The following is a 25,913-nucleotide window of genomic DNA, read 5'->3' on the forward strand; positions in this document are numbered from 1 at the left end:
ATCAGCAAAGAGACGTACGTATATGGAATGGCTTACAAATCCAGAAATCTGGATTGCGTTCTTTACCCTGACTGTCCTTGAGATCGTCCTTGGTATCGACAACATCATCATGATCTCGATTTTGGTTAGCCGCATGCCGAAAGCGATGCAGCCCAAAACCCGATTTTTTGGCCTGGCTTTGGCAATGGTCACCAGGATCCTGTTGTTGCTGTCGATCACTTGGATCATGAAACTCACAGCTGATCTGTTCAACGTGATGGGTGAAGGCATTTCAGGGCGCGATCTGATCCTGTTTTTTGGCGGGCTCTTTCTGATCTGGAAAAGCAGTACGGAAATTTACCAAAGCGAGGAAGATGCCGAGGATGATCCTGAGGCGCCAACCAAGAAAGGCGCGGGATTTCTGAGTACGATCATTCAGATCGCAATCATCGATATCGTGTTCTCGCTGGACTCGGTGATTACCGCAGTGGGTATGGTCGCTCATGTTCCTATCATGGTCGCCGCCATTGTCGTGGCCGTTCTGATAATGATGCTCGCGGCGGGCACTATCAGCGATTTCATCGACAAGCACCCTAGCCTGAAAATGCTGGCATTGGCCTTCCTGATTGTCGTGGGCGTGGTGCTCATCGGCGAGTCTTTGGATTTCCATATCCCTAAGGGCTACGTCTATTTCGCCATGGCGTTCTCGCTGGGTGTGGAAGCGCTGAACATTCGACTGCGCACCATTAGCCAAAGGAAAAAAGCAGAGAGTTAACCGGTCGCTAGCGAGCCTGGCGCAATGGGCTCGCTTTGACCCTGAAGTAGACGTACTGATAAGAAGGACAAAAAAATGAACAGTATGGAAATGAGCCGGCGCAGCTTTGTTAAAGCGATGACCGTCGTTGCAGGAGTCAGTCTCGTGGGGGCTCAAGACGCCATGGCCAACGCAGAGACAAGCTATCCATTTAGTACAGGCAGTCGCTTTCCATCACTGAAAGTACCTGCGCTTTCATGTGACTGCCATCATCACATTTACGACAGGGCATTCCCCTACGTGGATGATCGAAACCTCCCAACCGCCAGCGTCGCTGACTACTTGGAGTTGCGCTCTCGCTTGGGACTGACGCGAAGTGTCGCGATTCAACCCTCCTCATACGGAACGGACAACAGTTGCCTGCTTGCCGCGCTTTCCCTGCTGGGATCGACATCACGCGCAATCGCCGTCGTTGATGACCGGGTCGACGTTGCTGAACTAAAGCGGCTAGACGCAGCAGGCGTTCGTGGGCTTCGGTTTAATCTGGGCGCCGGCAGCGTAACCACATCGGAAATGATCAAACCACTGGCGCATCGTATAGCCGACCTTGGTTGGCATGTTGAAATCCACATGCGGGCAGATGAGCTGCTGGGGATGAAAGACACTTTGGCCGACCTTCCGGTACAAGTCGTATTTGATCACTTCGGCCGGATCCCCCACCCCGCAGGTATTGATCATCCGGCCTACAAGCTGATTGCAGACCTGGTAAGCCATGACCGCGCGTGGGTCAAAATATCGGGCGCCTATCAGGATTCGGTATTGGGCGGGCCTGCATACGAAGACGTGAAGTCGCTCGCTCAAACGATGATTGAGCTGGCTCCAAACCGAGTGATTTGGGGAACAGACTGGCCCCACCCTAGCCTGCAGACCAAACATCAGCCGATGCCCGATGATGCAGGCATGATGGATCTTCTCAGCGTATGGACTCGCAGCGAGTACGAAATTCAGCAGATTCTCGTCGACAACCCAGCGCGCCTCTATCAATTTTGATATCTGGCAATGTAACCGCTGGTTTCATTATTGTATTTCGTAACAACTAGATACAATTGGTCAAATCTTGGGACTGTTGGCTTCCTGCCGACAGCCTCCCCCCCCTGATACTCATCATTCGCAGAAGCCCTCATGAAGACGACGTTCAGCGTTCTGTTTCTTGCCGCAGTTTTACCCGTCACCGCCTGGGCAGCAGAAACCTCTGCGCCCCCGCAAAACACCGAGCTGCTTTTCGCCAGCGTGGGCGAAAAACTGCTTGGCTATCGCATAGACCCTGACAACGCTTCACTTACTTATCTGAGCGAAACTCTGGCCCCGGCTAACGTGCAGTTTGCTGTCAAAAACAATGCGGGCACGATTCTATATGTCGTCTCTAGCAATGCTGGAAATGGCACTCTTGGGGCCAAGGGTGATACGCACGTCTTGAACAGCTATAGGATCAATTCGACGACGGGCGAGCTCAAACAATTCGGCGATGCCATTGCTCTGCCAGAAAGGCCAATCAATCTTGGCCTTGATCATCAAAACCGTTTTGCAGTAGTTGCTTACAACCAGTCGGCGACCTTAAGTGTCCATCCGATCAAGGAAGATGACAGCGTGAGCCCAGCCGTCGCTCAGGATCAAGTTCCAGAAGCTGGAATCTTTACTCACCAAGTCACGTTCACACCGGGTGACCACACGCTTTTGGCGATGGCGCGAGGCAACGATGCTGTCGGCAACGTTCCCGATCAGCCAGGGAGCATCAATACATTCAGCATCAACGCGCAGGGTGTTCTGGCGAAACTCAAAACATCATCGATTGACCCTGGAGTCGGCCCTCGACACCTTGCCTATCATCCATCCCAGCCTTGGGCATATATCGCGATGGAACGCGGAAGCAAGCTCTATATGTATCCGCTAGAAAGCAATGGCGAATTGTCCGCACAGCCTGCTTTCCGCAAGGACACTCTAAAAGACATGGTTGATCTGGAGACGCCTCGTCAGCGAGGTGGCGTCATCCAGGTTAATCCGAACGGCAAATATCTCTACGTGACAAACCGGGCAGACGCAACGGTTGAACAGGACGGGAAACAAGTTAGCGCCGGCGGCGAGAATAACGTTGCAGTCTTCTCGATCGACCCTGGCACTGGCGAGCCTAAGCTAATCCAAATCATTGACGGACACGGGATCGAAGGACGAACCATGAAGGTCGATCCATCAGGCAAACTGCTGGTGGTAGCAAACCAAAAAACGGTCTGGGTCAAGGAAGGACAATCATTGCAAAAGAGCCGTTCCAACCTGGCCATTTTCAGAATCAGGGAAGATGGAAAGCTCGAATTTGTTCGCAAATATGAAATGGAGGACGAGAAGATAGCGCTGCTCTGGATGGATATTTAAGCTACTTAATATCGGCTGCACATGGCCTCTGCGCAGCCGCACCATTTTCTGCGACTAAGGTTGTGAAGCCAAATCAGCTCGCTGACTTCTCACTTGTCCTGTCGTCACTCCACTTGCAGCGTTGCCCCAACTGTTTCTCAGATAGGTTGCCAGGGCCGCAACCTGAGAGTCATCGAGTCGCCGTCCAAACGCTGGCATTGAAGGGCCTGTCGGAGCTGCATCGGTCGCTACAGCTTGTGCACCCTGCAATACGACCCGCAAAACTGTTGTCGGGTCTTCGGCCAGTACTGACCCTGAGTTCTTCAGCGTGTGGAAAAGCTTCACAACGCCTTCGCCATTTATCATGTGACAGGCTGAGCAGTTGTCGGCGCAGATCGCCTGCGCCGTAAAGCTAAGTCAGTCTCAACGTCGAACTCCTTTGAAATCCAACGCAGTGCTAAAAGGCGCGCATTAAAAGACCCGCCTAGGCGGGTCTCTTTGCTATCAAACCATCCCAATACCTGTCGACAGCCTCCAAGGCAATGGTGACCATCCGTGACCTCCGATGTGCTTCCTTTCACTACAGTTGATGGCATCAGCTTGAGCGGTAGACTGGTGGTAGTAAACACACACTATGCCCAACTGTGTGTAAGCTTTTCGCTATACACAGCAGTCTTCTCTTCGATTTATCCGTAACGTAACCGCTGGTAACTCAGCACTCTCTAAATCTTTCGCTGTAGCTCCTATTGCTTTTGTCTTTAGCTTTCAACGCGGTGCATTGTTTGAATGTCGTCTACAGTCGTTTTATGGTGCATGGAAACGAAAACGTTTATGGCAGAGCTCAATTGCGTAATCAAAGCTGCAATCCTCATCGGATTAGTCGGTACAGGGCTGTTCATATCCAGTTGCGTGAGTAAGCCCGGATTGTCATTGGTAGATTACCAGTCAGTCGAGGCTGCACGGCCACCGCAAGGTTTAGTCACGACTTGGGGAGGCCCTATGCCAGGCGGTACATTGTTTTTAGAGGTTCTCGGGGACGGAGCGCTGCGCAGCTGCTTGAGTGCACCTCCGTACTATCAACAAATGTCTGGTAAATATTCTCAGCAAGCATTCTATCTTGAGGACGGATCACGGATCGAAATTCAAGCCCGTAACGACTATGAGCTAACCCTATATTCTCCGCCGGGAAACGCTTTCGCCAGAGTCACGGCCCATCCTGGAAACCCTGCCGCTGCTGATTGCTTCGCGAGAGCCCCCATGGCACCGAGATGATCTCAAGCTGAGGTTTCTTCAGTCATCGTCGAGTAGCAGTTGCGATATGTCGCCGTCCGTTGCCTGCATCAAACCGGGGTACAAAAAAAGCCGCCCTCAGGCGGCCTCATCTATCATCAGCGATCGCTCGATCACTTTGCCAACCACGAGTCGACTTCAGCAGCACCGTGCTCAGCTTTCCAAGCCTTGAGCAGCTTGTGGTTACCACCTTTGGTTTCAACGATTTCACCCGTGTGAGGATTTTTAAAAACTTTCAGATCACGTGGCTTACGGTTGCCTTTAACTGGCGCAACAGCTGGTGCTGATTTGCGTCCGGCAGCCTGCGGATCCAGAACACTGATTACATCGCGCAAGCTATAGCCATACTCACCCAGCAGCGCCCGTAATTTGGTCTCAAATTCCATCTCGACTTTGAGGCCCGAGTCGTTTTTCATTGCATCAAGCTCGGCAAGCTGTGATGCCAATTGTTGTTCAAGCTTGCGATATTCAGCTAGGCGGGACATAGGACTTCCTTACGATCAATATACGATTTGGTCAATCATTATGCTATGTGATCGCTATAGGTTAGTCATCTTATTGATCGCTCAAACGTGTCTTTAAAATAACTTTCGCCTCATCTGGGTGACTTCGTATGGGCAAGGAAAACAATGGAGCATCCACAACGTAATTCATGCACACCGCTATCTGATAGACAGCCCCCGCTGCGTAGGGCTGCATCCGGCCCGAAACGTCCTGGCCGAATAGCTCGACTGAGCGATGACACAAAAGATCTATGTCAACGCCCATAGCCGCTGCCGTACTTAGAACTGCGATGAGTGCTTCCCTGGCTTCCCTGGCTTGCATGTCCATGATTACCATTTTCTCCCTGTTTACCTCACCATAGCCCGACGCCACGAATGCGAAAGACCGAATGGAAATAAATGGGTGCGACGGAACGAACTAAAGTGAATTTTACAGGATGAAAGGCTGGCCTTCTAACGACGCTTAGGCCCCCACTCAAAGCCCCTTGAGACTTTGAGCCCCCTCTATCTGAGAAGGAAAAGTTCAAGCTGATTGACTCCAAGGCAAACGTCCCATACCAGGCGAACATCCTTGAAACTGAAATTCTTGAGCTAGACATGTGCGGGGATTTTCAGGTCATTCTTCTCTCCCAAAGCCTTTCCAACAAGCCCGCCAATCGCACCGCCCACCAACGGCGCGAGCCAGAACATCCAGAGCTGCGACAGGTAGGCTGCTCCCGCAAAAAGCGCCGGGCCGGTGCTACGCGCAGGATTGACGGAGGTATTCGTGATTGGGATAGATATCAGATGAATCAAAGTCAGGGCGAGCCCTATCGCGAGAGGTGCAAAGCCTGCGGGCGCGTTTGTGCTGGTCACCTTCATGATGATTAAGAGAAAGAAAAACGTGAGAAGTGCTTCTGTAAGCAAACAAGCAGAGAGACTGTACTTTCCTGGACTTAAATCTGCGTACCCATTTGCTGCGAACCTCCCTACCTCAAAACCCGGTGACCCTGAAGCTATTGCATACAAAGCCGATGCTGCCAGAACCGCGCCAAGCACTTGCGCCACGATGTAAGGTAAAACCTCGCGGCTACCGATGCGATTGCCTATCCATAAACCGAATGTCACGGCCGGGTTGAAATGACCGCCTGAAATAGGGCCGACAGCGTAGGCCATAGTTAAGACGGTGAGGCCGAAGGCCAGTGATACTCCGGCAAATCCGATACCAAGCTCAGGAAATGCAGCTGCGAAAATCGCGCTACCACATCCGCCGAAGGTGAGCCAGAACGTCCCTAAGAACTCTGCCGCTAATTTCCGTTGCATATCAGCGCCCTGCTTGATGATCATGGAGAGGATGACTTCCCACCTGACCAAAGCTCGGGGAGCAGGTCTGCAAAGCATAGATCAAGTGCATCAATACGGTAGGCGACGAGATCACCAAGCGACCTGATCTGACCGGTGCTTCAGCCCCCGGCATGCCCATGGGATCACCTAGCACGGAGGCAGGCCGGCGCTAGAAGCGCCTATTACGTCATGGGGCTGACTAAGTCTGGAATTGAGATCGTGTTAGCAGATTACCTAGCTCAATAACCTAGTGCCCTAGTTTCAAGGGCTCAAACTGCCAGCAGATATCCTTTGGAGAGCATTCCAGGTCAACTGTTATCGGATGCTCAACTACTGCGAGAAGTCTCTGAACTCGTGAACAAGGTATGTTCAATGTGGCCTTGGAAATGGGGAGACACTGACTCTAGAACGGTTCGACGATAATGCAATGGCGTGATCTTGAACCAGATCCGGAACGCCCGCGTGAAGGCGCTTTGCTCTGAATATCCCAGCAGTTGTGTGATGTCCGAAAGCTGCAATCCGAGATCAGCCAGATAGACCAATGACTGCTGACGACGAACCTCGCTCAGTACGGTCTTGAATGTGAGTTTCCGTCGCCGAAGGAAGCGGAACACTAGAGCTGACGAAAGTCCCAGTCGCTCGCAGATATCATCCATTTTGGGATTACCGCATGGCAATGCATCTCTGATAGCGCGTTTGACTTGGGACATGAACGCGTCGGGATGCGGCAAGACCTTGAGCAAAGTTTCGGCCTGGAGCTCCATGAGTTTTTTCATGTAGTCATCATGGGAGTTGACTGCCAGACCAAGGGTTTCAGCCGAAATTCTGACGCTCAAGCAATCTGCGCCAAAGGTCACAGGGCAACCTAATAGCACAGTGTATTCGTGATGCACATCTTCAGGCACTATTTCAGGGAAGGTTATCGAGGTGAAGTTCAGCGACGAATGGCCTGTATAGAGCCGGGAAAAAGCCACTGTTATACCTATCAAAACGCCCGTCGAGAAATGCGTGGAGCGTCCGTAGGACTTGTCCCAGCTCAGCAGAACACCCTCTGCGTTCTGATGGATAGTCAGTGGTGTTAAATTCTGAAGTAAAGGTTGAAAGCGTTGGAAGTAATCCATCACCTCCCCCAGCGTTGAACACGACATCGTCAAATAACCCAGCACACCTGCATGATGGGGCTCGGCTGACAAACCAATTTTTACGCCAAGCGCAGGCACCGGATCGAGTTCGTAGGTTGATTGAAGGATGCGCCACCAAGTATTCATGGACAAGCGTTCTAGGTGGGAAAAAGCGGCTAAATCCGCCCTTAACTTAAGTGCCTCGATTAAACGTCGGTCAAGGTAAGCCTCGATTAGTCCAACCAGAGTAGCAGGCAATTGCACATAATCTTCCACGCTGCGGAAGCTTTCATCCCCATTCATAGCCTAACCCCCCCTATCGTAAGTATGACGTATCCCGATGGGTACTCAGAGGTTCAGAAGCAGAGATACTGCAAAACATTCGTTGGCCTTTGCTGCGCCAAAGAGCGGACGATAGTCCGACGGACTCAGCTCGTCCAGCCCGTTCTCGATGTTTAATTGAGTCCATGTTTTGCGGCATGTTGCCGGTAGCGTAAAGGTGTTACTTTGTACCAGCTTTTGAATGCTCGGGAGAATGCGCTAGAGTCTGAATATCCTAGAAGCTGAGCGATCTCGCCGAACTGTAAGGACGTATCGCCGAGATAATTAATTGCCAGCTTCAGACGGATCTCAGTGAGTATAGACTTGAACGTCACACCTCTTTCTTGCAAGCGTCGATATAGAGATCGTGAGGTAACACCCATTAGCGTGCAGACGCTTTCAAATCCAGCTTCGCCGTCTTGCAATGCCAGTACGATCGCTCTCTTGAGCTCTGCCAAAAGCGTATCAGGCTGGGGAAGCACTTGTGCCAAGCTTTCAGCCCGCTGCTCCATTAATCTCATCAAATAGGGGTCATGCGTGTTAATGGGCAAACTGAGGAGTGCCAACGGGATTACGACGGTCAACGACTCCTCTTGGAAAGTCACCGGGCATCCCAATAGCTGCCGGCAATTCTCAGCATAGGAACGAGTGGCCGAATGGGTGAATCGGACGGCGGCGAATGTTGCTTCAGCTTGACCTGTCAATGAACGGGTCAGCGTCAGAAGACTGGCTACCAAGACCTCGTCCGAGGTCAGCGTTGATAGGCCATACGTAGAATCCCATCTGATACGAATCCCGCCTTTTTCCTGGTCAATCAGCATCGGCGTCTGGTTATGGAGCAGCACCTGATAACGTTGAAATCTAATCAGTGCTTGCATAACGGATTGGCATGACATTGACAGATATCCCAGCACGCCGACGTTATGCGGCCGAATCAAAAAGCCGATTTCTATTCCGAGTGCAGAGCGTGGATCCTCTTCATGTACTTTATCCAGGAGACGCCACCACGTCTCGATTGCAAGGTATTCAAGAGTAGCTAACTGTGCCAGCTCGAGACGCAGGTTAGATGCTTGGAGCGAGCGCTTATCTAGGTACTGGAGAAGGAGGCCAGACATTGTTCCCGAAACATATACGTCTACATTGTTCAATCAATAAATCCGTCTTTAGTAATGCCTTGGCGGATTTTGTCAAAAAAAACCGATAAAGGTCAATACACACACCGCACTGGCGAATAGAATAAGCGCGCCATTTATCCAGCGCCAAACTTCTAGGGACGGTCTGCACTTTCCCTCTTTGATGCGAAACAGTAGGTCAGTCATCCTCAAAAAAACGAGCGTCGCCTCACTAACTATCGTCAAAATCTCAGCGCTTGAAAACTGGCACAGCACAAATCTGCTAGTGCCCGCTAATTCTTGTGTCAAGAAGTTTAACCGCTTTAATTTTCCGACTGCGAAAGAATAATTTATAGGAGATCTAGATTGGACGAAGAGGCCGAGCAGTGCTTGAAGACTCTGTCTTCCCCTGCAATACGCTATTTTGAATCGGAAGGCATTGGGCGGTTTGATCTAGATGTTTCCCTACAAAATGGAAATCGCCAAAGAATGCTTGAAGCCTACTTGCGATATACTGTCAGAGGAGTGGTAGCAAACCACCGATTCGTACAAACCTGGTTAAGACCGAATGGAATCCTGACAGTAGACGTAAGCTGAACCAGCTTTCACTCAACGGTGGATACAAGACATAAGCTGTATTTTTCACTGATACACCTCAGTAAACTGATCAGGTCTATGTACATATTTGAAAAACCCCTCTTGCGCCCCTTCGTACTAGACGACATCACCCTTGAACTGCCCAGTAAGACTATATCGATACAGGCTATTATCCAGCCTGCAGGAATAGAAAAGCTTGGTACGCGAGTCGCATTCGCGGCCGATTGGGGGCGTCCATAGAGGTAGCCCTGAGCATAATCGCAGGTATCTTCATCTAGCCAAAACGGCAGATCGGGTAGTGAATGGGTTCACGATAGCGCCAGCTATCTAATGACCGCCGCACTCCTCGGCGTGGGGTACGGGCTGAACTACTCAGTGATCAATGGTCTAGCGGCCAATGAGGCGCCCACCGGGCTGACTGCTCAGGCGCTTTTACTCTTCAGCCTGTCGTACTTCATCGGTGTGTTCGGATTCCCATTCATCGCTGGCAAGCTGATCAGTTCCACCGGAATACATGGGATGCTGTTAAGCATTGGTTTAATCGCGTTGCTGGTTTGGGGATTGAGTGTAGGCCGTTGGCTATTCTGGCGATTTCGGAAGACGGACATGCTTTCATCCCGAATATAACTTTTCAATTACCCATCAAGGGATGAGCACTGTATGCCGTAATAGTCGCTCATCTGTGTCTGTCGATGCGACTGCCAGACTGATACTGTTGGGCATCCACTGCAATTTGATGAGGCAATAATGGATCTCGCCGCATTACCCTTTTGCACCACCGACTGGTCGGCCATAGAACCGATTCCGCATTCAGGAGAGAGCGGAACGGCTCATTGGCGAACCCTCCAGTTTGGTTCTACACGTGTACGGATGGTCGAATACAGCCCAGGCTACCTCGCCGATCATTGGTGCTGGAGAGGTCATATCCTGCTATGCCTGGAAGGTCAGCTTCAGACGGAACTAGAGGACGGTCGCCAGTTCACTCTCACGGCCGGGATGAGCTATCAGGTGGGCAATCATGCTGAAGGACACCGATCATTCACCAGCACTGGTGCGAAGTTATTCATTGTCGATTAGCTTTGTATAGGTTCAGGACATCCCCCTTTTGCGTAACTAAAGCGGTTGCCACTTATGCGGCAGCAGCTCCGCAATATCACTCGCCCGCTGTGTCGGCAGGCGCGTGAGAACATCTTTCAGATATACATACGGATCATAATTGTTGGGCCGCGCCGACTGGATCAAATTCATGATTGCCCCAATGCCTGAAGTTGCTCGGTATCCAGTTCCATTTCTGAGCCATGGCGAACGCCAGGCCAGTGAAACTTGCCTTGGTTCAGCCGACGCGCCTCCAGCCATATTCCGAAGCCGTCATGCACCAGCACTTTCTTGCGATTGGCGCGGCGGTTGGCGAACAGATAAGCACAGTGCGGCTGCGCCGCATCGAACACCGCAATCACCTTGGCTAACGCCGTATCGGTGCCTGCCCGCATGTCCATCGGCTCAGTGGCGAGCCAGATGGAGTCGATGCGAATCAACGCAGAAGGTCTCGAAGAAAGGTCGCGCAGGCAGCAGCACTTTCAGTGGGCCAGTTCACTGTGACGGTGCCACGCGGGTGCAGTATTTCAACGCAGATATTCGATGATGATGAGTGGGACTTTGTCCCGGCCAGCGGCACGGGTAACGGAATAAATGCAGGTTGCAGCGCTGTGCTTTTCTGCGCTTTCAGCCGAATCCATTTGTGGACGAGATTTGCGTTGAGGCTATGGCTGAGTGCGACGCTGGCAATCGAAGCGCCGGGCTGGGCACACTCTTGAATGACCTGGGCTTTGAAGGACTTGGAATAGGAACGGCGTGATGGCTGCATGAAATCCCCGCTTAAAGGCTAGAACTGGTGCCCACTTAAATTTAAGTGCACACCATGTCTTGGCTTTGCAGGGCTGAGTAGATGACTTGGCCGGACGCATACCCTCAAAGCACGGCTAAGCTCACCTGTCCTAGTCTGTCAGCTAACCTGCGTCCGCTGAACGGCCAAGCGCTTTGGCTGGGGTGGCCTACTCTTCAGCAACGGATGGAAAGTCTTCCACCCCTGACCCATAAGGAGATGTGTCATGCCCCTGAATTTCGATCCCCATAGATACTGCGAAACGCTCAGCCGCAGCACTGTACTCAGCGATCAAGTGATAGGTTGGACGGGCCGATGGTCAATCCTTGGAAGCTTCGTCGTTTGCTCCCAATGTTTGGCGATGCAACAGGTAAAAGACGCAACCGAGCCCTTTCTACATCAACCAGGTTGCAGGGCGATGAGGGACAATCAACACCCTTGGCATGAGCTAGCTGACCTCCTCACCCATATTCCGCCGCTAAGCGCCTCAAAATCGTTGAAGCTTTGAGTCAGTGAACACCGCGCTAACTGCGAACAACTGATATTCATACGCTCGGGTAGATTCTGAGCGCAGACATGCGGACGCAATCATTGGTTTAAGCTCGGCTTCGACTGCGCAGAGCGTGGTCATTATTCAGGCGCCAAAACGCATCCACCGAAGCCGTACGCGCACTGCGCGCTACATCTACACTCCCAAATCGTGCGCGAGCTAGTCCTCGCTCGCTTCGTCAATCACTCAACCGACTGCATCAGTTGCCATTGAAAATGGCCGACTGAGATCAGTTCTAACGCGTGATCGAATCTTGATGCAGTCATCGCGATGATCTTCCTCAGTATCGATGCTATGTGCACGCATAGCGGCCCTCAACCCCGTTGTTTCAGTCACGCCGATCTGAGACGCGTGCATTCTCATCGGCCCTTTGTTTCTCCTCTGCTACCCGCCGTGCTTCCTTAACTTTACTGCGACGATAAGCTCCGATTCGATCTTATCGTCGCGGTGTCACGTCATCGCTACGTCACAAAACGTCATTAGACTGGGGGGATTGGGACAGTTTTTTCTAGTCTAGAGGATTCCGTCTTGCCCTCTCCAATCACGCCCACTGATTCTCAAATCTGCTCTGGCAGCCCCGTCCCGGCTGCGGAGTATGTGCGCATGTCAACTGACCACCAGCGATACTCAACCGAAAACCAGTCAGCGGCCATTCATGCATACGCAGTCAGCCATGGGATGGAGATTGTTGCTACGTATCGCGATGAAGGCAAAAGCGGCTTAGATATCGGTGGTCGGGACGCGCTGAGTAGGTTGATCAATGACGTCCAGGCTGGGGCTATCCAATTCCAAGTCATCCTTGTCTATGACGTAAGTCGCTGGGGACGATTTCAGAACACAGATGAAAGTGCTCATTACGAATACCTTTGCACCAAAACCGGTGTTCAGGTTGTGTACTGCGCGGAGCCCTTCGACAACGACGGTTCACCACTCGCAACTATTTATAAAGGCATCAAACGGTCGATGGCGGGCGAATACAGCCGCGAATTGTCCCAAAAGGTCTTCGCCGGGCAATGCCGCCTGGTCGAAAAAGGCTTCCACCAAGGAGGGCCTGCAGGCTATGGACTGAGGCGTGCATTGATAGATGACCAAAGCGCGTTCAAGGGGGTGCTTGCACGGGGTGAGTACAAAAGCATCCAGACTGACAGAGTCATCCTGATTCCAGGCCCAGAAGCTGAAATCGAGGTTGTGCAACGTATCTATCATCAATTCCGCAATGAGCGCATGAGCGAGCTTCAGATTGCTGACGCGTTAAACGCTGACGGCGTGATGACCGACTTCGATCGCCCCTGGAGCCGAGGAAGTGTCCATCAGGTTTTGACCAACGAAAAATACATTGGCAACAACGTTTACAACCGAACCTCCTCCAAATTACGAAAGGGTATTGTCCGTAACGCGCCGGACAAATGGGTTCGTTGCGACGGTGCATTCCAAGGCATCGTGTCGCTAGTGGTCTTTGCAGATGTACGAGAAATAATCCTAGAGCGCTCTCGGAGGCTGGACGACGCGCAGCTTTTAGAAATGCTCCGTAGTCTATTGAAACGCGCGGGCTCGCTCTCCGGCATCCTGATCAATGAGCAGTGCGACATGCCGTCTAGCACTGCCTACATAAGCCGCTTCGGTGGCCTTCTACGTGCCTACACGCTAATCGGCTACACGCCAGACCGAGACTATCAATTCTTAGAGATCAATCGCTCCCTAAGAGCCATGCATCCTAAAGTCCTTGAGGACGTAGTCGAGCACTTCGAGCAGGTAGGCGCGGACGTAGAGCCGAACAATGGTAATGATCTGCTGACCGTCAATGGTGAATGGACGGCATCGGTAGTTATTGCCCGGTGTGATCCTACCCGTGCTGGCAGCCTTCGGTGGAAACTTAGATTCGATGTCAGCCTAAAGCCTGACATCACCATCGCAGTGCGCATGGAGGAAGGTAATTCAGAAGTACGGGACTTCTACCTAATTCCCTGGATAGACATGGGCACATGGCCGCAAAGAATGGCTGAAGAAAACAGTCCACTGATTGACAGTTACCGCTTCAAAACTCTGGACGTACTTGACGGGCTAGCAGCTCGTTGTTTGTTGAAGGAGGTATGTAAATGAACATCCCCTCGGTGGCACGAGAGCGTGTGACGCTCATTTCCATAGACGAAATCCAAATCCTCAATCCCCGTTCGAGGAACAAGAAAGTCCACGCCGACCTTATCGACAATATCAAAACGGTTGGCCTCAAGCGCCCGATCACTGTAAGCAAGAAACCCGATGCTCAGGGAAACCTAAAGTACGACCTTGTTTGCGGACAAGGTCGTCTGGAGGCTTTCCTCGCTCTGGAAGCTTCGGAAATTCCGGCGTTTGTCATTGATGCGGTTGAAGAAGACTGTCTGGTCATGAGCTTGGTGGAAAACGTGGCTAGGCGGCAGCATCGCCCTATAGATTTGATGAACGAGATCGGAAGTCTGAAAGCTCGCGGTAAAACTGACAGTGATATCGCAAAGATAATCGGCACCACAGCATCATGGGTCAGCATGATTGTTGGCTTGCTTGAACGCGGCGAAGAGAAACTACTGACAGCAGTAGAGACAGGGCTAATTCCTCTCAGCATAGCAACGGACATTGCACGGAGTTCTGAAAGCAATATTCAAAATATACTCACCGAAGCTTACGAACGGGGTATCAAGGGGAGGCGAAATACCCAGCTGCGCCATCTCCTGGAAATGCGAGCCAGAAAAGACAAACTGGTACGAGGAAACTCATCAAGCAGCATCCAAAGCAAACGAAAAAAAATGACCCCATCGGAACTGAGACGTCTCTTTGAAAAAGAGGCTGAGCGGCAGCGCCTCATGGTCAAAAAAGCATCCTATACCCACGACAGGGTTGTCTTTGCTATGGAGGCCCTTAAGGAGCTGCTTTCGGTGCGGGATTTCGAGAGCCTCCTCTACTCCGAGCAGTTGAATTCTTTGCCGAAATTGATTCAGCTCAGGCTGACAAAGTGAGGGGATAGTAATGGCTGACCAAGCACTCACACCTAGCAAACCAAGCCCCGCGACTGTGCCTAAAAGTGCGTTTTTAGATGCATGCATTCGCGTCAAGGTAGCCGATGTTCTGCCCCTGAAAGCCTTGCGACCAGGTGTCAAAGAAAGCCAAAAATATCAGCAAATTGTAGCGTCGATCCAAGATGTTGGATTAGTTGAGCCTCCAGTCGTGACGCTCGCGCCAGGTAGAGGTGGACATTACTTTTTGCTAGACGGGCATTTACGCGTTGAGGCACTGAAAGAATTAGGAGAGTTGGAGGTCGATTGCTTGGTGGCGACCGAGGATGACACTTACTCCTATAACAAACGTATCAACAGGCTCTCAGCCGTCCAAAGCAACAGGATGATTGTTCGGGCAATGGAGCGCGGTGTATCTGCTGAGCGACTGGGTAAAGCCCTCGGGTTATCACCAGAAACGATCAAGCATAGATTCCGGCTTCTGAATGGCATCTGTAGTGAGGTCATAGGACTTCTCGGTGATACAAATTGCCCAGCCGCTGTTTTTATTCTTCTACGGCAAATGAAGCCCCTAAGACAAATGGAAGCGGCTGAGCTGATGCTTGGGAACAGAAATCTGTCGGTCATGTTCGCCCGAGCCCTTCTGGCTGCTACCCATCCTGATCAATTATCGGCACAAGCGAAAAAAATCAACGATCAGAACGTTTCCGCAGAATCGATTGCCCGCTTGGAGCGAGAGTTGGCTGCCTTACAAATGCAGATTAAAACAGTCGAGGATGACTACGGCCCCGACGTACTCCACCTCACCGTAATAAAGGGCTATTTGGCCAAGCTTTTGGCAAACGCTTCCGTTGTGAGGTGGTTGGCAAGACACCAGCCTGAGTATCTGAAAGAATTTCAATTAATTGCCGAGCTCACAGAGCTACCGTGGGGGTTGGATGAACCAGAAGCCCCACGACTTGAGCTTGTGACAAACTCCAGAAAATAACCACCGATTGCGCATTGCATTAAAGGACTAAGCTCGGTGTAGCTGCCGGGGCACAAATTGCGCGGCAAATCGTGACGCCCGCGCGATATCGTGTGGCTTCGCTTGCCTAAGCCGTTTGAGCCAGCCGGTACGGCAGCAGCGTCGAGAGTCGGATAAGCCAAGAAGATGAGGTTGCAGAGGTCATCCGGGGAGATCGGCCCGTCAGACAGCGAGGGTCTGCCGTCATGATATCCATCCGCGCACTAAGCATCTCCCAACCAGTTATTAGAATCATCCGACACCCCAGTTAATGGCTTTGAGTAACTGTTCAAATCACTAGCAACCGTCATGGTGAATACCGGTTGTCCCTCTCGACTGAGCGGATTCAACATGCCAACCTGGTGCTGCGCCCATGTAACCCAAAGCCCCAACGCTTGCTGTGATTGTTCATCTTTAGGCGCAGACTCGATCACCGCACTAATGAACGTCTGAAGCCGCTCTGCTCTTTCCCAGTCGAGAGCATTTTCAACCAAATTCGACCTGAGCTTTTTGGCCCGGCACGTTAACTCATCCTCCTCCTCATTTTCGCGCGCCTGTTTCGCCCATTCACGCTCTTGGGCCTCCCGTTTCTCTCGGTAAACTTTCACGGAGGCCGCGACTCTCGGTAGCGTATCGATTATCTGGCCCAGTTTTTCTTCCAGTCGCCCGGTCTTAGTGTCGCTCCAGTTTTTGCGTTCTCTCAGCTCCGTACTAGCGATGATGTGCAGGCTTAACTCGCCTGTCGGATGCCATGAATATCGAGGGTCAACGTCTGAAAAGTCAGGCGCCCACGGCTGGCCGGGTTTCGAGACTCGCGGCGGGGGTCTGGGTATTTCCATCCGAGTGATCCGCTCCTGGATATTTATGAGGAGCTTCTCACCATCAACGATTATCTGCGTTCCCGCCGTTTGCACGCTCCAATCATAACCTAGCAACTTGGACTCCTTTATTAGCGTGTCGTACAGAAGAGCGCAACGGTCAATCTGTGCTTTGGATACTCTTCCATCAAGGAAGTCGCCCGACTCCAGGGAGGAGTAACCGCTGACGACCTTGGCTTTGCGGGCGGCATTGATCCAGCGCTTTACGAGCGGGTGCGGGTCAACAAGCGAAGATGGCATCGCGATTTGACGACTCGGTATAGCTGTCATCTTGGCAGGCAGTTTTGAAAACGTCTCTGGATCAACGACCCGAAATTCGATGACGTCCGTGGACACAGGAGGCTTGGGTTTCTTTGGCCGCTTGGATTCGGGTTTGGCCCAGTGGCCCCGGGTCGGTAGGGTTATGCCTGCCCGACGACAGGCTTTGGCCAGTCCCACATCAGATACCCCAATCTGGCGTGCCAAGAGGAGTACGGGAGTTTCCCAGACGAGGCGGAACATCTCCTGCGGAGTGAATTGTTTGGTGATGTACATTGCGGGCTGGGTCTCGTCTTCTGCTGGAAGAGGACTCAACGATAGTTGAGCAGCGATTATGCGTCTGCCGGATGCACTCGCTTAGCCGAAGATGCCTTTATACTGCGCCGCTTAATTTGCCACTGCCGTCACCATGAAAAAAATACTGCTTGCTTTAGCGTTGTCTTTATCTTCAGTCCTCCCCGCCTTCGCCAACCCGCCCGCCACGTTTACCGAAGCTAAAATCGTCGCCAAACAAAAGGTCTATCTGGATCAAGCTAGCAGCTCAATGGGTGAGCTTTACTGCGGCTGCAAGTGGACGTGGGTAGGAAAATCAGGAGGTCGCATCGACGCTGGATCTTGCGGTCTTCAGGCCAGGAAACAAGAAAATCGATCTGAGCGCACGGAGTGGGAACACATCGTTCCGGCCTGGACATTTGGGCATCAGCGCCAATGCTGGCAGAACGGCGGTCGCGAGCATTGCGTGGATGACGATCCGGTATTCCGTGCGATGGAAGCTGACCTCTTCAACCTGTACCCCTCAGTAGGTGAGGTTAATGGCGATCGCAGCAACTTCAACTATGGAATGGCCTCTGGTATCGCTCCGCAATACGGCCAATGCAAGACCAAAGTCGATTTCGATCAGCGTGCCGCCGAGCCGCGCGACGAAGTGAAGGGTTTGGTAGCGAGGACGACGTTCTACATGTTTGATCGATACAACTTGAACATGTCGCGTCAGCAGCAACAGTTGCTGATGGCATGGGACAAGCAGTTCCCGGTGACGGCCTGGGAGCTGGAACGGAACAAGCGCATCACGGCAATCATGGGCCACCCCAACCTCTTCGTGACAGGCGAGCGTTCTTGGGCTTCGGGTTATAAGCCATCTGGCGACGGTATTGTAAGCACCCTTCCCCTACGCGCTGTGAAGCCTGTGCCCGCCGAGCCTCAGGTGATCAGCTCAGCTTCCGCTGGAGCCATCATCGGGAACAAAAACAGCCACGTTTATCACCTACCAACAGGCTGCCCGAGCTACGACAAAGTGTCGTCCAAAAACCAGATTTCATTTGCGTCAGAATCTGAGGCGACGGCGGCGGGCTATCGAAAAGCGGGTAATTGCAGATAAGGTGCCGCATGGCTAGAGGATGCAGTGCTTGATCGCGCTGCTTTCGCGCCGAGATGCTCAATCGGCCTCCTGATCAGTCTGCAGTAAATACGCCGCTTTAACGTCCCCGATGGTGAGCCATCTCTAATTCCAGAGGAACGTCCCGATGGCCTTACAGAGCAAAATATTCATTGGTTGGGACGTTGGTGGCTGGAATTGCGATTACAACCCGAAAAGCCGTGACGCGCTGGTGATTCTGGATTCCGGGCGCGAAATTCTCGGCCAACCTTGGCGTGGAAATCTTCGGTCGACGATCAACGAATCAGCAAATACCGAAGAATTCGTGCGCAACCTATTAGTGTTATGTCGCGTCAACGACCTCGAACCTGAAACCTTGAAAACCACCTTGGCGATTGACACCCCATTGGGGTTTTCCAAGCCGCTCATTGATTTGCTCACCTCAGACAAAACTGCGCCCAATATCGGGCTGGCGTCTGAGAATCCATACCTGCATCGGCAGACTGAACACTTCCTTTTTAAGATGGGCCTTTCTCCCCTCTCCCCGATTAAAGATATGATCGGGAGTCAGGCAACCAAAGGAATGCACGTCCTAAGACGGTTCGCACCAACTCAAAAAACTTGCGGTGTATGGACTGACGGAAAACTGCTTCAGGCAATTGAAGCCTATCCATCAGCCTGCAAACAGTCGCATTGCGTTGACGAGCTAAGAACACCGTTTTATGAAGAACTGTTGGTGGATGATCAAGTCGCTAGGAAATTTGCTTCCGGCCTGGAGCACGTGGATCTACAAGACGCACTTACCTGTGCCTTGCTAGGTTGGTTGTTCGAGTATAAGCCTGAGTCATTAGCGCAGCCCCTACCCGAAATTGACCCTGTAGAAGGCTGGATATTTGTACCCAAGGATGGTTTGCGCTGGGCGAGTTGCTAGGAGCGTTCCCCGTCGAGATCGGTACTTGATAGACGTGCTTTCCCGGATAGCGACCTCCTAAAGACACCTACTAGGTCAGCCGTTGGGAATTGTCACAACTGAGTCATCGACCTTGAAACGCCTACATCAGTGCACTAACTCCAACCTAAGTAGAGCTAGCGATCCCGGGCTTACATTGAAGGGAGCACTTAGCCTTCATAGTAGACACCATGACGTCGCCAAGGCCCTAGCCGCCTGACCAATCGTTAAACCATCTGGGTAGCAAACCTACCCACCGCATCGACCACCCTCTTGGCACCATCCTGAATTTCGACGATAACGTGCCCTGCCTGAGTCGCAAGTTCCAGCCCCTGCTCCGCTTGGTACTTGCTGTTGGCCATCTCACCCACGGTTTCGTCGACCAGCTTTTGGTTCTGCAAGACGACAGAGGCAATCTGCTCCGTGGCCGTGCTGGTACGTCCCGCCAACTGTCGAACCTCATCTGCAACCACCGCAAACCCCCGACCTTGTTCACCTGCTCGGGCGGCCTCAATTGCCGCATTCAATGCCAACAAGTTTGTTTGCTGAGCGATACTGCTGATTGTCTGAATGATAGAGCTGATAAGCACTGACTGCTTCCCGAGCGCCTCTACCCCCCCGGATGCAGCCTGCATATCCACCGCGATTTTGCGCATGGTATGCATTGTGTCGTTGACTACGACTGCTCCGCGTTGAGCAGTGACATCAGTTTGTTGAGAAATCTCAAATGCAGTCTGTGCTGCTTCGCTGACCTCCAGTTCACGTGCCACCTGATCTGTGACCACCGTTGCAAATTTGACGACTTTGCAAAGGGTTCCCTCGGTGTCATAGACCGGGTTGTATGTCGCTTCCAGCCAGACGGTGTGGCCGCGACTATCTACGCGCTCAAACCGGCCGGCGACAAATTCTCCCCTGTTCAGGGTCGACCAGAAGTCTTTGTATTTCTGAGCAGACGTTTCTTCCGGCTTGCAGAAGATACGGTGATGACTGCCTTTCGCTTGGCCCAAGTTGTAGCCCATAGCTTGCAAGAACTGATCGTTTGCTTTGAGCACATGACCGGAGAGGTCGAACTCGATTACCGCAGTCGAACGGAGTAAGGCATCAATGAAGGAGCTGTTTTCCGAAGCCTGTTCCAAACGGGAGGTGATGTTGGTTGCGTAGCAAGTCACATGGCTTAAATTGCCGGAAGCATCGGCGATAGGTTGCCAATGCGCATGCAGCCACACTAGGGAGCCATCTGCGTGTAAATAACGGTACTCATCGGTAATGGATTTTCCTGCGGCTACTGCTACCCGGAAATTCCGAAAGCACGGTAATTTGGATACGTACAGGGGTACGATTTCATCCATGGCACGACCACGCAGCTGCTCCTGGCTGTAGCCCAAAGCCTCTGCAAAATTATCGTTGCATCCAATGATTTTGAATGTCGAATCAATGCTGAGCGTTAACATTTCACGGCTCAGGCCATCGCGTATCTGACGAAGCTCCAAGAGCTCGGCCGCTTGGGAAGCAAGCTGGTTCTTAAGTTTGGTGCTAAACATGGACAGCGGCCTCTTCGGTTATATAGAGGCTATCGGCGGAGATCGGAGCAAATTTAGACTAGCCGTCGGGCGTAATTTGCAGCTCCTCTGCTATGGATTTATGGGTAGTTAAATCCGGCGTCAACGCCTGGCTTTAGACTGAGACGGCTTATGGGAGTCCAATGAAACCGAACCTTCCTACACAAGAGTTCAGCAAGATGCTTAAGGGAAGTGCATCAACATTGAGCTCCTGCTCGACAAGCCTTTTAAGCATTGCCGTTCGACTGGCCGCAAGCGGAAACAATGAAGAGGCATTAAAAATTATTGCCTTGGCTCAAGAGCTGAACGGAGCCGAAGATGTTCTTCGAGGTATTGTGCAGGAAGCAACCGATGGCAAGATTGTCCGGCTGAGCAGCCACTGAATTACCCACATACGTTCGATCCGATTCCTCTAACCATAGAAATCCATGTCCCAATGACCGCAAATGCTTAGGCAGGAACGGCATCGTCTCTGGTCGCGTCGGCTATTTCACTGAGGCGCAACTCGCCCTGCTGAAAATTCTGGATCATTCGATGTATAGCTTGCGAATCAGGTGAGTTCCCAGCTGCCTCAAGCCGTTCCGCTATACGTAGCAGTTCCACGCACGACCACTTCAGGTCTGAGCTAATGCCGTACAGCTGACGACGGATTTGAGTGTTCATATCAGGTGCCATGTTTTAGGTAGTCTCTGAAGTAGAAAGCCAAAGTGCATGCCGGGCTGCCAGCTAATGACCAAGCGGCATTAGATGGCCTAAAGCGCGGTGTGGAACGGGCTGCTGAATCCTTCGAGCGGTCTGAGTATTTTCATATTGAACGTAGCCTGTATGGGCTGGCTCATTTCGCTTTGACCGTCCAAAGCTGATCGATCTTCGTGGTGAAACTGCTACTCATAAGATCTCGTCGCATCCCCCATGCTGGTGCTGTTGGGACGCTGGCCGCACGAAGCGTTCCCCGTCCCCATCGTCCGTTGATTTCGTCTAGCACACTCATGACTTTGTCAGCAGCCGCAGGCTGCGAATGCGCGAATAAGTCATCCGTAAACTCACCAGGCTGGCGGAGATCCATGAGCAGCACTTCTGCCTTGCTATATTTGAACCCTGGCCTGAATAACCGATTTACTGCCTCCGTCGCCGCCTTAGTCATCAGCCGGACGTCGTTGGTTGGATATGGCAGTTCGACCAATGCACCGTTGGCGTACTTCGCTTCTTCGGGGTTGAACATCCCGGTTCGGATGCTTACTCGGATTTTTTTGCACAGTGAGTTTTGTGCCCGAAGCTTCTCTGCAGCGCGCTGCACATATGTGGCCACCGCCTCTTTGATTGGCTCAATATCCGTCAGTCGATTCCCAAACATACGGCTGCAGCAAATTTCCTGCTTCGGCGGCTCGGCCTCGCCCAGTTCGAGGCAAGGTGTGCCAGCGAGTTCGCGGGCCGTCTTTTCAATCACCACGCTAAACTTGTCCCTGAGCATCCTGGCGTCAGCTTGGGCTAAGTCCATTGCGCTCCTAATCCCCATCACTTCCAAGTGCGCTCTCATGCGCTTACCGACACCCCAGACTTCACCAACATCCGTGTTGCGAAGCGTCCAGTTGCGGTTGAACTGATCACGGAGATCGACCACTCCACCCGTCTCGTCGATAAAACGTTTGGCCGTATGGTTTGCCAGTTTTGCCAAGGTTTTCGTAGGGGCGATTCCAACCCCTACCGGGATGCCAGTGCGCTTGTGAATGGCGGCGCGGATGGTGCGTCCGAATGCTGTCAGGTCACCAGGAATGCCCGACAAATCAGCAAAGGCTTCATCGATGCTATAGACCTCGAGTGCAGGCACCATGGATTCGATGATCGTCATCACACGTTCGCTCATGTCGCCGTAGAGCGCGTAGTTACTGCTGAACGCGACGACACCATTGCGGCGCAGGTGATCTTTGATCTGGAAGTACGGTGCGCCCATCTTCACGAACTCTTTGGCGTCGTAGCTGCGCGCGATCACGCAACCATCGTTGTTTGAAAGCACCACGATTGGCGTCTTGGCTAGGTCAGGCCGGAACACCCTTTCACAGCTCGCATAGAAGCTGTTGCAGTCGATCAAGGCGAAGACCGGCTCAGGCTTTGTCATGGTCGCGAACGCTATATTTGACTACACCCCAGATCGTGAGCTCATCACCTTCCATCACGTGGCGGGAAGGATATCTAGAATTTTCCGACTTGAGAATGACGTCCTTGCCCTGCAAGCAAAGGCGTTTGCAAACTGGCTCTGTGTTGAGTGCCGCGATGACGATATCTCCATGAACAGCATCCAGGCTGCGATCAACAATCACCAGATCCCCGCAATAAATCCCCGCGCCTTGCATGCTGTCGCCTTCAATCTTCACGAGGTACACATGCGGCGCCCGGATGTCAAAAAGCTCATCTAGCGAGATGTGTTTTTCGATGTGATCCGCTGCTGGCGAGGGAAAGCCAGCAGGTACGAGGAACGAATAAAGCGGCAGCTTTTGGCCGCCGGCCGACAACGGGCCAAGGATGGTGACGCTCATGATGAAGCCTTGCCTAGGGTAGCTGTATGTATATACAGTTAACGTTCTCAGGCGGCTGCGGTCAATCTCATATCCAGGAAATTTCGACGGGTGGAATTATGTGCGGACGCTACTCGATCTACGAATCGATGGATCACTACCTCAAGGAGCTTGCGCCAAAGCAGTTGGTGATCAATGGCTACGACCTCTGGCCTATAGAGCGCTACAACGTCGCACCGACGACTCGTGTCGAAATCATCCGACCAGTACAAGGCGGCTTAAGCATCGACAAGGTGAGATGGGGATGGTCGCCGTTTTGGGCGAAAGGGAAAAAGATCGACCCAATTAACGCCAGGGTTGAAACCGTTATGATGGGGAAATTCTTCAAGCAGCTCTGGCCGAATGGCCGAGCTGTTGTGCCTGCAAATGGCTGGTACGAGTGGGTGAAAGATCCGGTTGAGCCCAAAAAGAAGCAACCCTATTTCATTACTTCAAAAGATCAAAAGCCAATGTTCTTCGCTGGCTTGGCTGAAGTACACCTTGGACTTGAACCCGACGAGCGTGACGGCTTCGTCATCATCACTGCAGATAGCGATCAGGGCATGGTCGATATCCATGACCGTCGGCCAGTGGTGCTAGCGCCCGAACATGCTAGGGAGTGGATAGATCCGGAGACTTCACCTGAGCGCGCGCGAGACCTGGCCCTGGCGTGTTGCCGACCAGTCGAAGAATTCCATTGGTACGAGGTTGGCAAAGAGGTTGGGAACGTGCGCAATCAGGGGCCGCAGTTGATCGAAGCTATGCCGCAGCCGTCAGACGTTCAGCCAAAGTGATGCGCTAAAAGTGTGAACGACTATTCCGTGCCGGAGAACACTCTGGCAACGTTCTCAAATGCCTAGCGTGAAATGCCAAGTGAAAGTAGTCGGCCTATCTTTGCGCTGGCCTCTAGCATCAATTGCGTCAACCTAGGTAGATCACGATCATCCTTTCGATATTGGGGGATGGTCGCAGATATCGAACCGCGAATTTTTCCGTCGGCAAAGAAAGGAACTGCCAAGCCGAACGCTCCAAGGACACGTTCGCCAGTACCCGTAGCCCATCCACGGTCTTGAATAATCTTCAGTTCGGTTTCGAGTTCTGGCCTGGAGGTGATAGTGGCTTCGGTTATCCGGATCAGTTCAATTGAGTTAGCTACTTCCTTACTACAAAAGGCCAAAACTGCCTTTCCCGCAGCCCCCGCATACAGGGGTACATCGGTGTTGATTGCCAGTTGATATTGAATAGGCCTCCAACCCTGTATGACGTCCAGAAACGTTGCACGCTGAGTGGTCTCATCGTAGGACAGGATCGCTATCGTTTCACCAGTCTCCTGCACAAGGCTCTGGACAGTAGGACGACTCAAATCTGCAATATTTGTCTGCTGCCCAATTTTTGAAGCCCATTGAAAGAGCCGAGGGCCAGGGAAAAGCCTGTTGCCTACCCGACTCAAAACTTCGGTTTGTATTCCAGACTGGATGAGCCGCTTGCAAGTAACAGCATTGCACAGCAAAAGACTGTTGAGAGCGGCTGTGTTATCCCAACCTTCTGGCGAGGCGTATGCCAAGAGCAGGAGTCGCTCCAGCCGCACTACTGTCGACTTAGCATCCTCAGCGCTGATAGACCGTATCTGCTTGACTCGCTTCAAGCGCGAACCGACTTCTATCGCCATCTCATCAACGAATCGTGAAACGGCCTTATCGATTTGGTCACTCTTGACCGAAACTTGCCCGTTTACCGAATGCACTGACACTGCCACCACGAGACCATTCCCCAGGCTCTTGGTAGAAATCGCGAGCGGCGCAGGGAATTCTGACTCAGACAAAGTACCGGACTCGCCTCGAAGCGCTGCGCCGTTAACATCCCCTTGATCGCAAGCAACATCTTGCTTCGGGAGAACCTCCCTGAAGCAGCGACCAATATCACCGAACGAGAGCGGGTAAAGGACTCCCAGTTCTGGCCTGAACATGAGTGAAGACATAGCCTGGCCACATGCCGCGACAAAGTATCCACCACTCAACGGACAACAGATGGAGATCAAAGCAGTAGCGTTCGCTAACTCAGCGAGTTGTTGAAGCGACCGAGTTCCCTCATCAAGTTCATTCATGGCTCTGGACGAATTGGCGAGAACCGTCAGCCTCGGCCCGAGAGTGTACTTCCCAGTGCCTATCTCTAAGGCCAGCCCTCTTTCAACCAATGCGACGAGGATGCGATTAACGGTGGAGCGACTTTCAGACAGCTCTGCCGCAAGCTCCCGTACTCCCCAAGGCTCTCCATCGACCCTCCTGACAAGTGCGTCTAGCACCTCGATTAGCCGGGTATGGCTTGAGGTCTGCAAGACACTCTGAGGAGCGTTATCTGCTGGGTCGAGTAGAGCCATCTTGAGGTTATACCGTTTAACGGGCCCCCATTCTGACCTTTTCAACCGCTCGACCGCAAATCTCGACCGCCTATTGACAACCAAAGCGAGGTTCTAGAATCTAGATAAAACAAAAGCAGGACACTGTCCCATTT

23 protein-coding genes and 4 pseudogenes are annotated in these 25,913 nt (G+C 52.2%); 12 read left to right on the forward strand and 15 right to left on the reverse strand.

The annotated features are described in order from the left end of the window. Positions 1–22 precede the first annotated feature (22 nt). From ACWKWM_RS05945 to ACWKWM_RS05955, 3 genes are all read left to right on the forward strand, one after another. Positions 23–754, forward strand: a complete 732-nt coding sequence (locus ACWKWM_RS05945) for a TerC family protein (protein ID WP_483845237.1) — start codon at positions 23–25, stop codon at positions 752–754. 75 nt (positions 755–829) lie between these two features. Further along, a complete protein-coding gene (locus tag ACWKWM_RS05950) occupies positions 830–1,783 on the forward strand; it encodes an amidohydrolase family protein (RefSeq protein WP_483845238.1) in 954 nt (317 codons plus the stop codon). Positions 1,784–1,915: 132 nt separating this feature from the next. Beyond that, positions 1,916–3,160, forward strand: coding sequence for a lactonase family protein (locus tag ACWKWM_RS05955; RefSeq protein ID WP_483845239.1), 1,245 nt, complete (start codon positions 1,916–1,918; stop codon positions 3,158–3,160). Positions 3,161–3,214: 54 nt separating this feature from the next. On the opposite strand, the gene ACWKWM_RS05960 is transcribed toward ACWKWM_RS05955, so the two are convergent. The 5 genes from ACWKWM_RS05960 to ACWKWM_RS05980 all read right to left on the reverse strand — a co-directional run bounded on the left by ACWKWM_RS05960 (position 3,215) and on the right by ACWKWM_RS05980 (position 8,845). Then, positions 3,215–3,535: a c-type cytochrome gene (locus ACWKWM_RS05960; protein WP_483845369.1), complete on the reverse strand. Its 321-nt coding sequence runs from the start codon at positions 3,533–3,535 to the stop codon at positions 3,215–3,217. A gap of 1,007 nt (positions 3,536–4,542) precedes the next feature. Continuing rightward, positions 4,543–4,914, reverse strand: coding sequence for a histone-like nucleoid-structuring protein, MvaT/MvaU family (locus tag ACWKWM_RS05965; RefSeq protein WP_483845240.1), 372 nt, complete (start codon positions 4,912–4,914; stop codon positions 4,543–4,545). Positions 4,915–5,523: 609 nt separating this feature from the next. Beyond that, on the reverse strand, positions 5,524–6,234 hold the full coding sequence (gene aqpZ, locus ACWKWM_RS05970; protein WP_483845370.1) for an aquaporin Z: 711 nt from the start codon (positions 6,232–6,234) through the stop codon (positions 5,524–5,526). Positions 6,235–6,581: 347 nt separating this feature from the next. Further along, positions 6,582–7,679: an AraC family transcriptional regulator gene (locus ACWKWM_RS05975; protein ID WP_483845241.1), complete on the reverse strand. Its 1,098-nt coding sequence runs from the start codon at positions 7,677–7,679 to the stop codon at positions 6,582–6,584. 152 nt (positions 7,680–7,831) lie between these two features. Continuing rightward, a complete protein-coding gene (locus ACWKWM_RS05980) occupies positions 7,832–8,845 on the reverse strand; it encodes an AraC family transcriptional regulator (RefSeq protein WP_483845242.1) in 1,014 nt (337 codons plus the stop codon). An 864-nt stretch (positions 8,846–9,709) separates the two neighbouring features. Between ACWKWM_RS05980 and ACWKWM_RS05985 the strand changes: the two are divergent. Then, positions 9,710–10,033: pseudogene (locus ACWKWM_RS05985) on the forward strand (MFS transporter); the annotation flags it as partial. A 120-nt stretch (positions 10,034–10,153) separates the two neighbouring features. Further along, entirely contained in the window at positions 10,154–10,483 is a 330-nt protein-coding gene (locus tag ACWKWM_RS05990) for a DHCW motif cupin fold protein (RefSeq protein ID WP_483845243.1), read from the forward strand. A 36-nt stretch (positions 10,484–10,519) separates the two neighbouring features. Here ACWKWM_RS05990 and ACWKWM_RS05995 read toward each other — a convergent pair. The 3 genes and pseudogenes from ACWKWM_RS05995 to tnpA all read right to left on the reverse strand — a co-directional run. Next, positions 10,520–10,714, reverse strand: a pseudogene (locus ACWKWM_RS05995) (transposase domain-containing protein); the annotation flags it as partial. Continuing rightward, on the reverse strand, positions 10,651–10,902 hold the full coding sequence (gene tnpB, locus ACWKWM_RS06000) for an IS66 family insertion sequence element accessory protein TnpB (protein WP_483845371.1): 252 nt from the start codon (positions 10,900–10,902) through the stop codon (positions 10,651–10,653). The gene tnpB and the pseudogene ACWKWM_RS05995, both read right to left, overlap by 64 nt. Positions 10,903–10,937: 35 nt before the next feature. Next, positions 10,938–11,270 (reverse strand): IS66-like element accessory protein TnpA, encoded by a 333-nt coding sequence (gene tnpA / locus ACWKWM_RS06005; RefSeq protein WP_483845244.1) that lies wholly within the window; start codon positions 11,268–11,270, stop codon positions 10,938–10,940. Between the two features lie 1,096 nt (positions 11,271–12,366). On the opposite strand from tnpA, the gene ACWKWM_RS06010 reads away from it, so the two are divergent. Genes ACWKWM_RS06010 through ACWKWM_RS06020 form a run of 3 tightly spaced genes read left to right on the forward strand, consistent with a single transcriptional unit; the run spans position 12,367 to position 15,813 of the window. Continuing rightward, entirely contained in the window at positions 12,367–13,938 is a 1,572-nt protein-coding gene (locus ACWKWM_RS06010; RefSeq protein ID WP_483845245.1) for a recombinase family protein, read from the forward strand. Beyond that, a complete protein-coding gene (locus ACWKWM_RS06015) occupies positions 13,935–14,828 on the forward strand; it encodes a plasmid partitioning protein RepB C-terminal domain-containing protein (protein ID WP_483845246.1) in 894 nt (297 codons plus the stop codon). Before ACWKWM_RS06010 ends, ACWKWM_RS06015 begins: the two co-directional genes overlap by 4 nt. Positions 14,829–14,838: 10 nt before the next feature. Then, entirely contained in the window at positions 14,839–15,813 is a 975-nt protein-coding gene (locus ACWKWM_RS06020; protein WP_483845247.1) for a plasmid partitioning protein RepB C-terminal domain-containing protein, read from the forward strand. A gap of 242 nt (positions 15,814–16,055) precedes the next feature. Here ACWKWM_RS06020 and ACWKWM_RS06025 read toward each other — a convergent pair whose 3' ends face one another. After that, positions 16,056–17,243 carry a hypothetical protein gene (locus tag ACWKWM_RS06025; protein ID WP_483845248.1) on the reverse strand — a complete coding sequence of 396 codons (1,188 nt, stop codon included), beginning with the start codon at positions 17,241–17,243 and terminating at the stop codon, positions 16,056–16,058. Positions 17,244–17,376: 133 nt separating this feature from the next. Here ACWKWM_RS06025 and ACWKWM_RS06030 point away from each other — a divergent pair, with 133 nt between their 5' ends. Both ACWKWM_RS06030 and ACWKWM_RS06035 read left to right on the forward strand, forming a co-directional pair. Next, a complete protein-coding gene (locus tag ACWKWM_RS06030; protein WP_483845249.1) occupies positions 17,377–18,345 on the forward strand; it encodes an endonuclease in 969 nt (322 codons plus the stop codon). Between the two features lie 145 nt (positions 18,346–18,490). Continuing rightward, positions 18,491–19,273 (forward strand): hypothetical protein, encoded by a 783-nt coding sequence (locus tag ACWKWM_RS06035; protein ID WP_483845250.1) that lies wholly within the window; start codon positions 18,491–18,493, stop codon positions 19,271–19,273. A 245-nt stretch (positions 19,274–19,518) separates the two neighbouring features. Here the strand turns inward: ACWKWM_RS06035 and ACWKWM_RS06040 are convergent, their stop codons facing one another. Then, positions 19,519–19,956 (reverse strand): methyl-accepting chemotaxis protein, encoded by a 438-nt coding sequence (locus ACWKWM_RS06040; protein ID WP_483845372.1) that lies wholly within the window; start codon positions 19,954–19,956, stop codon positions 19,519–19,521. Between the two features lie 111 nt (positions 19,957–20,067). After that, positions 20,068–20,832, reverse strand: a pseudogene (locus ACWKWM_RS06045) (PAS domain-containing protein); the annotation flags it as partial. A gap of 161 nt (positions 20,833–20,993) precedes the next feature. On the opposite strand from ACWKWM_RS06045, the gene ACWKWM_RS06050 reads away from it, so the two are divergent. Further along, entirely contained in the window at positions 20,994–21,233 is a 240-nt protein-coding gene (locus tag ACWKWM_RS06050; protein WP_483838665.1) for a hypothetical protein, read from the forward strand. A 452-nt stretch (positions 21,234–21,685) separates the two neighbouring features. On the opposite strand, the gene ACWKWM_RS06055 is transcribed toward ACWKWM_RS06050, so the two are convergent. Together ACWKWM_RS06055 and ACWKWM_RS06060 are read right to left on the reverse strand one after the other, a co-directional pair. Further along, entirely contained in the window at positions 21,686–22,966 is a 1,281-nt protein-coding gene (locus ACWKWM_RS06055) for a Y-family DNA polymerase (RefSeq protein WP_483845251.1), read from the reverse strand. Then, on the reverse strand, positions 22,953–23,384 hold the full coding sequence (locus ACWKWM_RS06060) for a LexA family protein (RefSeq protein WP_483845252.1): 432 nt from the start codon (positions 23,382–23,384) through the stop codon (positions 22,953–22,955). The genes ACWKWM_RS06055 and ACWKWM_RS06060 overlap by 14 nt, the downstream gene beginning before the upstream one ends. 98 nt (positions 23,385–23,482) lie before the next feature. Here ACWKWM_RS06060 and ACWKWM_RS06065 point away from each other — a divergent pair, with 98 nt between their 5' ends. Further along, a complete protein-coding gene (locus tag ACWKWM_RS06065) occupies positions 23,483–24,196 on the forward strand; it encodes an SOS response-associated peptidase (RefSeq protein WP_483845373.1) in 714 nt (237 codons plus the stop codon). 62 nt (positions 24,197–24,258) lie between these two features. Here the strand turns inward: ACWKWM_RS06065 and ACWKWM_RS06070 are convergent, their stop codons facing one another. Next, entirely contained in the window at positions 24,259–25,506 is a 1,248-nt protein-coding gene (locus ACWKWM_RS06070) for an IclR family transcriptional regulator (protein WP_483845374.1), read from the reverse strand. Positions 25,507–25,590: 84 nt separating this feature from the next. After that, positions 25,591–25,779, reverse strand: a pseudogene (locus ACWKWM_RS06075) (helix-turn-helix domain-containing protein); the annotation flags it as partial. Positions 25,780–25,913 lie beyond the last annotated feature (134 nt).

This window comes from Pseudomonas rosaeacicularis (genome assembly GCF_057128745.1).